The organism is Micromonospora sp. NPDC050795 (assembly GCF_044456785.1).
Lineage (GTDB): Bacteria > Actinomycetota > Actinomycetes > Mycobacteriales > Micromonosporaceae > Micromonospora.
Genome location: NZ_JBITGE010000013.1, coordinates 86,187 through 99,497, shown reverse-complemented (window position 1 = coordinate 99,497; position 13,311 = coordinate 86,187). Strand labels below are relative to the sequence as shown.

General features: G+C 73.8%; 8 protein-coding genes. 3 read left to right on the top strand and 5 right to left on the bottom strand.

Going from position 1 to position 13,311, the window contains the following annotated elements; all coding sequences use genetic code 11:
• Positions 1-8 precede the first annotated feature (8 nt).
• Complete coding sequence (locus tag ACIBEF_RS14165) at positions 9-3,620, bottom strand: hypothetical protein (protein WP_396793765.1); 3,612 nt, start codon at positions 3,618-3,620, stop codon at positions 9-11.
• Positions 3,621-3,785: 165 nt separating this feature from the next.
• Complete coding sequence (locus ACIBEF_RS14160; RefSeq protein WP_396793764.1) at positions 3,786-4,595, bottom strand: DNA-formamidopyrimidine glycosylase family protein; 810 nt, start codon at positions 4,593-4,595, stop codon at positions 3,786-3,788.
• 109 nt (positions 4,596-4,704) lie between these two features.
• Between ACIBEF_RS14160 and ACIBEF_RS14155 the strand changes: the two genes are divergently transcribed.
• Complete coding sequence (locus ACIBEF_RS14155) at positions 4,705-5,967, top strand: hypothetical protein (protein WP_396793763.1); 1,263 nt, start codon at positions 4,705-4,707, stop codon at positions 5,965-5,967.
• A 33-nt stretch (positions 5,968-6,000) separates the two neighbouring features.
• On the opposite strand, the gene ACIBEF_RS14150 is transcribed toward ACIBEF_RS14155, so the two are convergent.
• The gene (locus ACIBEF_RS14150) at positions 6,001-6,243 is read right to left on the bottom strand and encodes a CPCC family cysteine-rich protein (RefSeq protein ID WP_238671784.1); all 243 of its coding nucleotides are present in this window, start codon (positions 6,241-6,243) and stop codon (positions 6,001-6,003) included.
• Between the two features lie 25 nt (positions 6,244-6,268).
• On the bottom strand, positions 6,269-7,069 hold the full coding sequence (locus ACIBEF_RS14145; protein WP_396793762.1) for an S-adenosyl-l-methionine hydroxide adenosyltransferase family protein: 801 nt from the start codon (positions 7,067-7,069) through the stop codon (positions 6,269-6,271).
• A gap of 102 nt (positions 7,070-7,171) precedes the next feature.
• Here ACIBEF_RS14145 and ACIBEF_RS14140 point away from each other — a divergent pair, with 102 nt between their 5' ends.
• Entirely contained in the window at positions 7,172-7,726 is a 555-nt protein-coding gene (locus ACIBEF_RS14140; RefSeq protein WP_396793761.1) for a hypothetical protein, read from the top strand.
• A gap of 112 nt (positions 7,727-7,838) precedes the next feature.
• Here the strand turns inward: ACIBEF_RS14140 and ACIBEF_RS14135 are convergent, their stop codons facing one another.
• Positions 7,839-12,557: a DEAD/DEAH box helicase gene (locus ACIBEF_RS14135; protein WP_396793760.1), complete on the bottom strand. Its 4,719-nt coding sequence runs from the start codon at positions 12,555-12,557 to the stop codon at positions 7,839-7,841.
• A gap of 145 nt (positions 12,558-12,702) precedes the next feature.
• Between ACIBEF_RS14135 and ACIBEF_RS14130 the strand changes: the two genes are divergently transcribed.
• Positions 12,703-13,089, top strand: coding sequence for a hypothetical protein (locus ACIBEF_RS14130; RefSeq protein ID WP_396793759.1), 387 nt, complete (start codon positions 12,703-12,705; stop codon positions 13,087-13,089).
• Positions 13,090-13,311: the final 222 nt, after the last annotated feature.

Below are 13,311 nucleotides of genomic sequence, written 5' to 3'. Positions count from 1 at the left end.
CGGGGCGGTCACTGTGGTGTCGTCACCAGGACCGGTCCCGTGTACGGCGAGGTGCCAACGACGTTGAACGACCGGATCCGGTAGTGGTACGCGACGCCCCGGGCCAACCCCGTGTTGGTGAAGCCGCGGCCGGTCACCGTGAAGGTGGCCGTCTCCTGCTCGAAGGCCGGGTCGAGTGCCCGCTGCACGATGAACCCGGCCCCGGGGCCGCCGGGTGTGCTCGCCTCCCAGGCCAGGATCACCGTCGCGGTGTCCGGCCCCGGTGCGCTGGCGGTGGCGCTCACCCCGGTGGGAGTTCCCGGCGCGGGCGGCGAGGTCACCGTGGCGACCGTCGACCACGCGGAGGCGGAGCCCAGGTAGGTGGTGCGCACCCGGTAGTAGTACGTGGTGTCCGGTGCCACGGTCGCGTCCAGGTGGTTGTCGCCGACCCCGATCGCCGTGGTGCCCGGGCCGCTGGTGAACGTCGGGTTGGTCGCCCGCTGCACGTCGATGCCGGTGGCGAACGAGCGGTTCGTCCAGCGCAGCGCCACCCGCAGCGGGGCGGCCGGCGGGAGCGCCGCGACGAGACCGCTCGGCGCGGCCAGGTGCACCGAGGCGGGTACCCCGTTCGACCAGGACGAGTAGCTGACCGCGTTCTCCGCCCGGATCCGGTAGTGGTAGGTCACCCCGGGGGTGACTGTCGCGTCGGTGTATCGGGTGGCCGCGGCCGCGACGGTGATCGTGGTGACCTCGCCGCCGAAGGTCGCGTCGGTGGCCCGTTGCAGCAGGTGGCTGGTGGCGGGGGGACGCCCGCCGTTGCTGGTCCACGCCAGCGCGATCGCGGGTAGCGCGGTGGCCGAGCCGGACACCGGTGTGGCGGTCAGCCCGGTCGGTGCCTTCGGCGCCACCCGCAGCACCAGCGGCCGGCTCATCCCGCCGTCGCGGTGGCCGGCGAGTTGACTGTGCCAGCGGTACTCCCAGCCCAGGTTGACTAATTGGTTGACCACGGTGGCCGGCCGCCCGTCGATCGGACTGATCGGCGTCGACCCGGTCCGCGCTCCGGCCGGACGACAGGGGTCGAGCAGCCGGACGCTGTCTCCCAGCTTGAACGGCAGCACCGGCGCGACCGGGCGTAGCGCCACCACCACGTCCTCCCGGGGGTTGACCCGGACGACCCCCTTCCAGCCCAGCTCCGTGCCGTGCGGGAGCCGCAGCGTGCCGTCCCAGCCAACCCGGTTGATCACCTGCACGTCGCAGCCGGCGACGTGCAACGGCTCGGTCTGCCGGACGTTGCCGCTGATCCGCCAGAGCTGCGTGCCGTCGGTGGGGGAGCCCACCGGCACGGCGGGGTCGGTGGCGAAGAGCACCTCGGTGACCGGGTCGGTCGTACCGAGCGGCAGCGTCGTCGGGGTGAGCGGCCCGGCGTGGGGATGCCCGACGCCGAGCCGGCCCGCCGACCGGCCGTGGTCCGGCTCGAAGATCTGCTGCGCGGCTTTCACCGCGATCGGCAGGGTCACCGGGCCGGTGCCTGCCGTCGGCGTGAACGTCACAGTGGAGGCGTGCACCGGCACCGTCGTCTGCGCCGGTGTCCGGGTGCCGAACGCCCTGTCGTACGCCGGCTGCGGGACGATCGGCGGGCGCTGGCTGGCCGCGTACGCCAGGGGCAGCCGTTCGCGCAGCCGGCTCAGGTCGTACGGCGGCTCGGTCGTCCCGGTGACCCGGAACTGGAGGAGGGTGCGGGTGTTCGGGCCGTACCCCGGTTGGGTCGAGGGCGGGCCGCCCTCGGCGCTGCGGTCCGGGGCGTCGGTGTGCTGGTCGTAGCGGCTGTCGAAGCCGGGCAGTGGGGCCGGAGCGTCGTTGTAGAGGATCAGCGTGCTACCCGGCGGCACGGCGGCGAAGTCGACGAGCACGTCGGCCCGTTCGCCCGGGGCGAGCAGCAGGGTGTGTCCGTCGACGTTCAGCACGGTCGGGTCGAGTCGGTCGTAGCGGTAGCCGATCGGTTGGTTCGGCAGCACCACCGGCGCCGGCAGGAGGCCGGCCTCGTTGCCGATCTGGATGAACTCCGGGCCGGCGGCGCGCGGATCCGGCACACCGCCGTCGCGTCCGTCGGTGGGCCACCCCGCCGGACGGTCCTCCGCCCGCGCGGCTGGCACCATCGGCACCTCACCGGCGTCGGGGTCGGCGAGCGCCCCGTCGGCCGTCCACATCGCCGCGTCGGAGCAGGCGCGGTAGAGCTGAAGGTTGAGGCTGCGGTCCAGGCAGGCGTTGAGGATCCGGAACCGGTACGCGCGCGGCCGCACTTCCAGGTACGGGTAGGCGACGCCGTTGACGAGCGGGGTGTCGCCGTACGCCTCGGGCACCGCCGACGGGTGCGGTACGCCGGGGCTCGACGGCGGCTCGTCCGGCGCGCCGACCGGGTCGTGGTGCGGGTTCGGCACCCAACCGCCGGCGGGGGCGTTGCCGGAGGCGGGGTTGCGGGACCAGGGTCCGTAGTCCCACCGGCCGGTGGTGTTGCGCCCGCCGGACCGGTACGGGTTCTGCCGGGGTTGGTAGACGTGCGGGTGCCAGAGGCTTCCCCGGGCACCCCAGCGTTCCCGGTCCCAGGTCGGGTCCTCGGCGGCGAGTTGGGTGTCGTCCGGCACGAACGTCTTGTCCTCGATCACCAGCGGCACCTGGTCGGCCGGCAGCACCGCGTCGGCGACGAGCTGGTCCTCGGCCGGGTCGGTGATCAGATAGAGCGCGAGCTGTCCGCCGTAGACGGTGAGCCGGGCCAGGCCGAGGGTGTTGTCGTGGAACCACAGCAGCCGGCCGCTCTGCTCGTTCGGGAAGTAGAGCGTGGTGGCCCCGGTGCCAGGCGCCGGCATGTCCGGCACGTGGGCCAGGCCGGGCCCGGTCGGGTACGGGGTGATCTCCCCGGCCGGGGTGATCCACTGCCCCGGGTTGCCCGCGCTGGTCCAACCGGTCTGCGCCCCGGCCAGGTGCAGTACGGCCCGGTTCTGTGGGTACGGCGCCGGGCCGTCCAGTGGGCCCAGGCCGGCCCCCTCGACGGTGTCGTCGACCGGCAGGAACAGCTCGCCGGACCGGCCGGTGGGGAGCTGGTTGATGAACTTCACCCGGACCGGTCGACCCCGACGGGCTCTGATCATCGGCCCGAGGTGCCAGGGCCGATCCGGAGGCGCCACCGTGTTGTGTCCGGCCGGGTCGGTGCCCAGGTTGAGTTGCCGGTAGCCGCGCAGCCGGGTGACCGGCAGGTCCCGGTGCAGCCGCTGGGCGTACTCCTGCAGGCCGATCTCGTAGTAGTCGCAGCCCGGATAGCTGATGGTGTCCGGCACCGCCACCGGCAGGTGGCTGGCGAGCTCGCCGCGGCCGGGCTGACCCGGGACGGGCAGTGGGTCGACGAACTTGCGCAGTCCGGTCCCGGCCACCACCTGCCCGTCGGGGCCCCGGGTCGGGCGGGGGCTGTGGGCGAAGTTCGGTACCGGGCCGAAGTAGCGGGGCACGACGGCCGGGTCCAGGCTCGGCGTGACGACGGCCTCGTCGACGGTACGCGGGGTCGGCAGGGACGCGGCCCGGCTGTCGGCGTCGGTGTCGCGGGTGGTCCGCTCGAAGAAGGTGGAGCGGAGTCTGCGGAACATCGCCATGACTCTCCCCGGTTCGGGGCGCGAGGTCCGCCACCCCGGCGTGGGGGACCTCGGCACTCTGCTGACGGTGGGTGAGCACTCAACCGCAGCATGCGACTCCGACGGCCGGTTAGGAATTACCCAATCGTCCGTTTCTGCCGTGGATTCCGTCTGTCGAGAGCCTGGTCAGCCGGATGACGAGGGGTGCGGCAGCTCGGGCTGACAGACCGGGCACCAGTAGGTGACCCGTTCGCCGAGCTCCTCCTTACGGATGGCGGTGCCGCAGCGGCGGCAGGGTTGGGCGCGGCGGCCGTACACGTAGCTGGTCTGCCCCCGGTGCAGTGAGCCGGTGCTGCTCTGCGTCCACCGGCCCCGGTTGGCGGCGAGCAGCCGCTGCGAGAGGGCCACCAGGCCCGGCAGGTCGGGCACTTTCTCGACCGGGGTCCACGGTGACACGCCCCGCAGGAACAGCACCTCGCACTTGTAGAGGTTTCCCACACCGGCCAGGTTGCGCTGGTCGAGCAGCGCCTCGCCGATGGTCTGCTCCGGGTGGTCGGCGAGCCGACGGACCGCCTCGGCCGGGTCCCAGTCGGCGCCGAGCAGGTCGGGGCCGAGGTGGCCGACCAGGTGGCCCTCGTCGGCGGTCGGTACCAGGGTCAGGTCGTGCAGGTGGTAGCCGACCGCGACAGCGCCAGGGCTGCGCAGCACCACCCGGATCAGGTGCGCGGGCCGTCCGCTCCAGCGTTCCCCCGGGGCGTACGCCCGCCAGGCGCCGTCCATCCGCAGGTGGGAGTGCAGGGTCCAGTGCTCCCCGGTCGGGGCGTCGAGTCGCAGCAGCAGGTGTTTGCCCCGGCTGGCCGACTCGCGGACGGTCCAGTCGGTCAGGTCTGTGGTCGCCAGCTGCGGCACCCGGAAGTCACTGCCGGTGATCCGCGCGCCGGCCAGCGCACGCTGCAGCACGCGCGCGGTGTTCCAGACGGTGTCGCCTTCGGGCACCCTGCCATCCTCCCTCTTTCGAGCAAGATTCGCATGTGTCGCTATTTGTACTCAGGTTCCTCCTGATCTCCCGACATGCGAAGGTCAGGAGGTTCTGAGGAGAATGCCCATGACGCGACCCTCTTGTCGTATCCCATCCGTCGCCCTCATCGCCACCCTCGCACTCCTGCTCACCGCAGCGCTGCTGCCCACCAGCGGCCCTGCCCCGGCCGTACCCGGCGGGGCTCCGATCACTCTCGTCGCCGCCGCACCCGGCGACGAACGGTGGAGCGCCGACCTCACCATCGTCGACCGCGACGATGTCAACGTCCGGCGTAGCGCCGCGGGCCTCCGCCTGCGGGACGCCCGGTCCAACGGGCGCGGCGCCCGCAGCCCGCACAGCGCGGTCGCCGAGGGGATGCTGCTGACCGCTCCCCGCACCCTCGCCCGGCCGGCCACCCGGGTCCGCGCCGAGGTCAACGCCGCAGTTCCGGCAGGGGCGACAGTGGAGGCGCAGGTTCGCGGCTGGCGGGCCGCCGGCTGGACGGAGTGGCGGGCGGCCACCCCCGGCGCGGTCTTCGACCGGCCGGTCACCAGGGTGCAGACCCGGGTGGTGCTCACCGCCCCCGACGGCGGCGCCACGGCGACGGTACGGGACGTGCGGCTCGCCGCCGACGCGAACGCCGCCGTCTCCGCCGCCACGCCCGGCCGCACCTACCGGGTGTACGCCACCCGCATCGGGCTGGTCGGTGAGCTCACCGCCAACGGCCGTACCGTGCAACCCCGGGACCACTTCGCGGCGCTGCCGTCACGGCGAGGGCTCTCCCCGTTGAACACCGGCGACTACACAGTGCGGGTCTGCACCACCAGCGGCTCCCGCTGCGAGTACGCCCCGGTCTGGGACGTCGGGCCGTGGAACACCCGCGACGACTACTGGAACCCCTCGTCGGTCCGGGAGAACTGGAAGAACCTGCCGCAGGGCCGGCCCGAGGCGCAGGCCGCGTACCAGTCCGGCTACAACGGCGGACGGGACCAGTTCGGGCGGACCGTGCTCAACCCGGCCGGCATCGACCTGGCCGACGGGACGTTCTGGGACGGGTTGCGACTGACCACCAACTCCTGGGTGGACGTCGCGTACCTGTGGACCGGAGGGGGGCCGCGCGGTGTCGTCGGTGACGGGCCGCTCAACATCCGCACCGGGGCCAGCACGTCGTACGCGACGCGCGGCCTCGCCGCCCGGCTGGCCCATGTGCCGATCCAGTGCTACGTCACCGGTCAGTCGGTCGCCGGCCCCTACCGGACCACCACCCGCTGGAACCGTCTGGCCAGTGGCCAGTACGTCAGCCACGCGTACATCTCCAGCGTGTACGGCGGCAGCGTGCCGGTCTGCTGAGCCACGCTCACCCCGTCGGGCGCTCCAACGAGGTCAGGGGCGCTCGTCGGGGCGAGCCGTGCGCACCATGTCCTGGTAGCGCGGGTGGCTGGCACCGTAGACGGCGTAGTTGAGGCGGGCGTGCGTCAGGCTCAGGTCGCCGTTGGGGCCGCCCCGGACGGCGTCGGCGTCGGCGTCGGTCTGGCCGTCGTCGGTCCAGAAACAGACGGGGCAGGTCCCCCCGCCGGTTCGGGATGCACAGCAGGGACAGCCCACAGGAACCACATGCTCACCCACCGGAGAAGCATTCCACAGTCGAACATCAGCCCGATACCCGCAGGAGGTCTCCTGGGAAGGCGGCGAGGAGGTCCGCGGCCCGCCCGCCGTTGACCGCGACCGCCACCAGACCGGCCGAGTCGACGTAAGCCACCAGGCCTCCGGCCGGGGCGTCGCCGAAGGTGCGCCCGTGCACCGCCGCGAGGGCCGGCGTCGGTCCCGGCGGACCCACCCGGAGCGTGGCCGGCAACCGATCGAGCAACTCGGCCGGCGCGGCAAGTTGGACGTTGCCGAAGTGGTCCACTGTCAGCACCTCGGCGGTGAAGCCCTCGGCGTCCCGGGACACCGCCGGTGCCGGAAGTCGCACCAGCCCGGCGGGGTCGACAGATGGGCCCGCCTCGGCCAGCGGTGCGCCGAGCGCCAGCCGGGCCGCCGCCGGTGCGAAGACGTCCCGGCCGTGGAACGTGGCGGACACCTGGGCGGCCAGCCAGCGCGGCTCGGTCAGCTCGACCGCGTCGGTCACCCCACCGAGCGCGGTGGCCGCGTCCAACAGCAACCCGTTGTCCGGGCCGACCAGCAGTCCGCCCGGGGTGGCCAACGCGACCCCCCGACGGGCGGTGCCCACACCCGGATCGACCACCGCCACATGCACCCCCACCGGCAGGTGCGGCACGGTCTGCGCCAGTACGGCGGCACCGCGCCGGACATCAGCCGGCGGCACCAGGTGGGTCACGTCGATCACCCGTGCGGCCGGCGCGATCCGGGCGATGACCCCGTGGCAGGCGGCCACGAAGCCGTCGGTGAGGCCGTAGTCGGTGGTCAGCGAGATCCAGGGCGCGACGGACATGCCCGCAGGCTAGTGGAACCCGCGCTGTGCTGGCGGATACGGGACAGCGCAGTGGCCGACCGGCCCCTCCCGCCGCGGGAAGACGTTGTGCAGACTGCCCTGGTGACAACTCGGAACCTCCCCGCAGTCGGAATCCTGCTGGTCGCCGTCGCCCTCAGCGCCGGTTGTGGCAGTGACGACGACGGCAGCCCGACCGCGACCCCGTCCGTCTCGTCCGAGGCGGCCCCGACCGGCCTGCCGACGCCCCAGGCCGCACCCAGTGCCGACGGCGCGACCCCGCCCCCCGCCGCCCAGGGCACGACGCAGCGACGGCCGGCCAGCCCGCCGCCGGTGGTGCTGCCCAAGCGTCCGGCCAGCGCGCCCGGCGCGAAGCAGGTCGTCGACGCTTTCCGGGCCGCTGGTCTGAAGGTGCCGCACCCGAAGGACCGCTCGGTCGACTGCGGGCCGGACGGCCTCGGCCTGGGCTGTTCCGAGCTGATCACCACCGACGCCGTAACCGTCTACGTCTTCCCGGACGAGACCAGCGCCAGCGACATCGCGGAGACGTGGGGTGGCCAGTCGTACCGGCGCGGCGCGGTGGTGCTGAACTACCTGGAGGCGAAGACCCCGGCCGCTGACCGCCCCGGCTACGAGAAGGCCCTCGACAGGCTGGGCTGAGCCACCGGCGTGGCCGGAGCATGTTGTTCTTCTGACCGTGATGTCTGTGAGTCATCGTGATGACTCACAGACATCACGCTTTCTGCGGAATTGCCTTCGGGGCCTCGGCGGGTCAGCCGCGCAGGCGTAGACCCCGGGGGGTGGCCCGGAAGCCGGCGGCGGTCAACGCGTCCCGCAGCGGCGACGAGTGCACCGCCTCGCCGTCGGCCCGCTCCACCGACATCGCGCCCAACGCACCCGAGTGGACGGCGTCGGCGAGCGCCTTGCCGGCCGCGGCGAGCGCGTCGGTGTCGTCGGTGAAGGAGAGCAGCGTTCGGCCGCCGCGTTCGACGTAGAGGACGAGGTCACCGCCGACCTGCACCACCAGGGCACCCGCCTTGCGACCGGCCCGGTGCCCGGTCGCCGGGGTGGCGCCGTCGCCGGAGTCGATCACCCGTTCCGGCCAGGGCAGCGCCGCACCGTACGGGTTGGCCGGGTCGGTCGCGGCGAGCACCGTCGCCACCGCGCCCCGACCCCGGGCGCCGTCGGTCGGCTCGGCCAGCGCGCGCAGCCGGTCCACAGCACCGGGTACGGCGAACTGCGCCGCCCCGAGCCCTTCGACGAAGTAACCCCGGCGGGCCGCGCCGCGCTCCTCCAACGCCGACAGCACCGGGTAGACCGCCGAGAACCCACCGACCACCTGCTCGGCCATCACCGCGCCCCGGGTGACCACCCCGTGCCGCTCCAGCAGCAGGTCGGCGAGCGCGGCGGCCCGCCGGGTCGGGTCGAGGTCCCGCTCCGGAAGACGCGACCAGCGGCCGGCGACCGTCGGCGGGCCACCCCGGGTCGGCAGCGCCACCCGACCGGGCCGCCGGTAACGGGTGCGGGGCGCGGACGGCCGGGAGCGGTGCGCACCGCCGGCGCCGAGCACCGCGCGCAGCGGGGCGAGGGTGTCGTTGCTGAGGTACCCGGCCCAGACCAGGTCCCAGATCACAGCGGTCAACGCGGCGTCGTCGGTCGAACCGACCCGGTCGGCCAGCGGGCGGAAGAAGAGCGCCTGCCCGTCGCCGAGCGCGTCGAGCACCGCGTCGTGCAGCGGGGTACGGGTCAACGCCTCGTCGGGCGGCGGGAGCAGCAGCGGTGCGGCATCCGCGTACGCCAGGGTGACCCAGCCATCGCCCCCGGAGATCGCGCCCGACCCCGCCCAGAGGACCTCCCCGCTGGCGCACAGCTCGTCCAGCTGGGCGGGGGAGTAGTCAGCGACCCGGGCGGGCAGCACCAACCGCTCCAGCGCTGACGCCGGAACCGCGGTGCCCTGCAACTGCTCCACCGTGGCGGCGAGCGCCTCCACACCTCGGGCGGACGAGCCGACCTGCTGCCAGCGCGGCAGGAACGTGGCGAGGGCCCGGGGCGGCACCGGCTCGATCTCCCGGCGCAGCGCCGCCAGCGAGCGGCGACGCAGCATCCGCAGCACCTCGGCGTCGCACCACTGGGCACCGGCCGAGTCCGGGGTGAACTCCCCGGAGACCACCCGCCCGGTGGCGCCGAGCCGGCGAAGCGCCTGCTCGACGACGAACACCCCGAGCCCGAACCGGGCCGCGCAGCTGGCCGCGGCGAACGGCCCGTGGGTGCGGGCGTAGCGGGCCACCAGGTCACCGAGCGGATCGGCCACCGGGGCGAGGTACGCCTCGGCCACCCCCATCGGCAGCGCCACGCCGAGGGCGTCGCGCAGGCGGGCGGCGTCCTCGACACCCACCCAGCGCTGCTCGCCCGCGATCCGGACCCGCAGCACCCGGCGGGTGGCCTCCAGCTCACTGAGCCACGTCTCCGGCACACCCCGCTCGGTCAACTCGGCGTCGCTCAGGTCACCGAGCACCCGCAGCAGCTCGACGACGTCCTCGGCGTCGCGGGGGCGGCGCTGCTCGGTCAGCCACCGCAGTTGCCGGTCGGTCTCGTTGAGCACCGCCGGGTCGAGCAACTCCCGCAGGTCGACACGGCCGAGCAGCTCGCCGAGGAGCGTGGAGTCGAGGGCGAGTGCGGCGGCGCGGCGCTCGGCCAGCGGGGCGTCACCCTCGTAGAGGAACGCGCCGACATAGCCGAAGAGCAGCGACCGCGCGAACGGCGACGGCGCGCTGGTCTCCACCTCGACCAGCCGTACCTTGCGGGTGGCCAGGTCGCGCATCAACCCGGCCAGCGCCGGCTGGTCGAAGACGTCCTGGAGGCACTCCCGGGCAGCCTCCAGGGTGACCGGGAAGTCCGCGTACTCGCGGGCGACGTCGAGCAGTTGCGCGGCCCGCTGCCGTTGCTGCCAGAGCGGTTGGCGACGCCGCGGGTCGCGGCGCGGCAGCAGCAGGGACCGGGCGGCGCACTCCCGGAAACGGGCGGCGAACAGGGCGGAGGTGCCGACCGACTCCTCCACGAGCTGGGCGATCTCGTCGGGCTCGAAGACCACCACGTCGGCGCCGGGCGGCTCGTCGGCGGTGTCCGGAAGACGCACCACGATGCCGTCGTCGGAGGGCATCACCTGGGCGTCGACCCCGTACCGCTCGGCCAGCCGGCGGCCCACCGCGAGGGCCCAGGGTCCGTTGACCCGGGCACCGAGCACGCTGTGTACGGCCAGCCGCCAGTCACCCAGCTCGTCGCGGAACCGCTCGACCACCACCGTACGGTCGTCGGGGAGCGAGCGGGTGGCCTCCCGCTGCTCGCGCAGGTAGGCCATCAGGTTGCCGGCGGCCCAGTCGTCCAGCCCACCGTCGCGCAGCGCGGCCACTGCCGCCTCGTCGGTCTGGCGCAGCAGGGTGCGGATCCGGGCGCCGATCGCCCGGCCCAGCTCCACCGGCCGGCCCAGCTGGTCGCCCTTCCAGAACGGCATGCGGGCGGCCTGCCCCGGGGCGGGCGAGACCAGCACCCGGTCCGGAGTGATCTCCTCGATCCGCCAGGAGGACGAGCCGAGCAGGAAGACGTCACCGACCCGGGACTCGTAGACCATCTCCTCGTCCAGCTCGCCGACCCGGGCGGCCCGCTCGGCGCCGGCCAGGAAGACCCCGAACAGGCCCCGGTCGGGGATGGTTCCGCCGCTGGTCACCGCGAGGCGTTGCGCCCCCTGGCGGCCGGTGAGCACATCGGTGGACCGGTCCCAGACGAGCCGGGGGCGCAGCTCCGCGAACGCCGTGGACGGGTAGCGGCCGGAGAGCATGTCGAGCACGGCGTGCAGCGCCGAGTCGGGCAGCTCGGCGAAGGGCGCGGCCCGGCGGACCAGCACGGCCAGGTCGCCCAGCGCCCACGGCTCCAGCGCCACCATCGCCACGATCTGCTGGGCCAGCACGTCCAACGGGTTGCGCGGGTAGTGCAGCTCCTCGATCGCGCCGGCGGTCATCCGCTCAGCGACCACCGCGCAGGAGAGCAGGTCGCCGCGGTGCTTGGGGAAGACCACCCCCCGCGAGACCGCGCCCACCTGGTGCCCGGCCCGGCCGACCCGTTGCAGACCGGCAGCCACGCTGGGCGGCGCCTCGATCTGCACCACCAGGTCGACAGCGCCCATGTCGATGCCGAGTTCCAGGCTGGAGGTGGCCACCACCGCCGGGAGCTGGCCGGACTTGAGCGCTTCCTCGATGTGCTTGCGCTCCTCCCGGGAGACGCTGCCGTGGTGGGCGCGGGCGATCACGGGCGCGGCGCCGGTGGCCGCGCCGGACTGGGCCATCACCTCGGCCGGCGGCCGGTTGCGCACCGGACCGGCGGGACCGCCCCAGCGCTGCGCGCCGGATGCCGCGTCGCCGTCGCCCGCCGGGTCGTCGCCGGCTGGGTCGTCGCCGGCCGGCAACCCCTCCGGTACGCCGAACGCGCCCTCGCCCGACGCGGATGCGGCCACCGCCTCGGCGGCCAGCTCGTTGAGCCGGGCGCAGAGGCGCTCGGCACTACGCCGGGAGTTGGTGAAGACGATGGTCGAGCGGTGCTGCCCGATGAGGGTGAAGACCCGTTCCTCGACGGCCGGCCAGATCGACGCCCGACGTGGTCCAGGGCCGCCGAGGTCGTCCTCCGGTGGCTGCTCCTGCTCGTCCAGGCGGGTCATGTCCTCCACCGGAACCTCGACGCTGACCTCGATGGTCTTCTGGGTGGCCGGCTGCACCACGTCGACCGGGCGGGCGCCGCTGAGGAACTGCGCACAGGCGTCGATCGGCCGGACGGTGGCCGAGAGACCGATGCGCTGCGCCGGGGCGGGCAGCAGCTCGTCGAGGCGTTCGAGGGAGAGAGCGAGGTGGGCGCCGCGTTTGCTGCCGGCCACCGCGTGCACCTCGTCGACGATCACCGTCTGGATGCCGCGCAGCGAGTCGCGAGCCGCAGAGGTGAGCAGCAGGAACAGCGACTCGGGCGTGGTGATGAGGATGTCCGGTGGGGTGCGGGCGAAGGCGCGTCGCTCGTCGGCGGGCGTGTCGCCGGTGCGCATGCCGACGGTGATGTCGGGCGGTGCGACGCCCAAGCGGGTGGCCGCCTGCCGAATGCCGGCCAGCGGGGCGCGCAGGTTGCGCTCCACGTCGACGGCGAGAGCCTTGAGCGGGCTGACGTAGAGCACGCGGCACCGCTGACGGGCCTCGGCCGGTGCTGGCTCGCTGGCGAGTCGGTCCAGTGACCAGAGGAAGGCCGCGAGCGTCTTGCCCGAGCCGGTGGGCGCCACGACGAGCGCGTTTCGGCCGGCGGCGACCGACCGCCAGGCGCCGGTCTGCGCGGCGGTCGGGGCGGCGAAGGCGTTGTCGAACCAGGCGCGGGTAGCCGGGCCGAAGCCGGCCAGCACCGCGCCGGCGTCTGCGTCTGCCCCGGTCACCGGTCCATCGTGCCCCGCGGGTCCGACATCCACGAGCGACCTCACGACGGAATGAACCACCAAAAGGCAAAAAGCGTGGAAGGTGCGCTTAATACGTTAAGTCTCACTTAACTGCTTGCTTCCAAGGAGCAACATAAAGTAACTTCACTCGCAACGCGAACCGGGGTGAGGGGATTTGATGGCCGGCGAGCAGCGCACCGTCGAACCGGGCACCGATGTGCTGATTCGCAAGGTCGACAGCCACCTCGCCGCGCTCCGTGCCGGCCTGCACGGCCCCGAGCTCGAGCTCGCCGAACGCCTCGCCCACTGTCTACGCCAGATGGTTCTCTGCACCGCCCAGGCCAGCGCCGCCGACCGGGGTCAGGTCCGCGTGGCAGTGCACTATTTCGTGCTGCTTCGCGAGAGCCGTGGCCGCCTGCTGTCGGTGCGGTCGCTGACCGCCGCCGAGCGGGTCGTCGACCGGGTCGCCCGCCAACTCGGCCGCCTCGACCTGCTGGCCGAGCTACGCCGCGACCGCCCCGCACCCGACGACGCGCAACCCCTCAACAACGCCCTCCTGACCTGACAGCCCCGCCCCGCCCCGTCAATCAAAAGTTCCCGTCACCACGCCACCCCACCCCGCCACCCCCGCCCCGCCCCATCCCCACCCCGCCACCCCCGCCCCATCCCCACCCCGCGCCTCGCGCCCTGCCCCGCACTCCACGAGTGCCCCCGTCCTGCCCGCGCCCGCCCCCGTCGATCAAGGGGTTGTGGTGGGTGACAAGTGCCCCGTGAAAGACCGAACCGG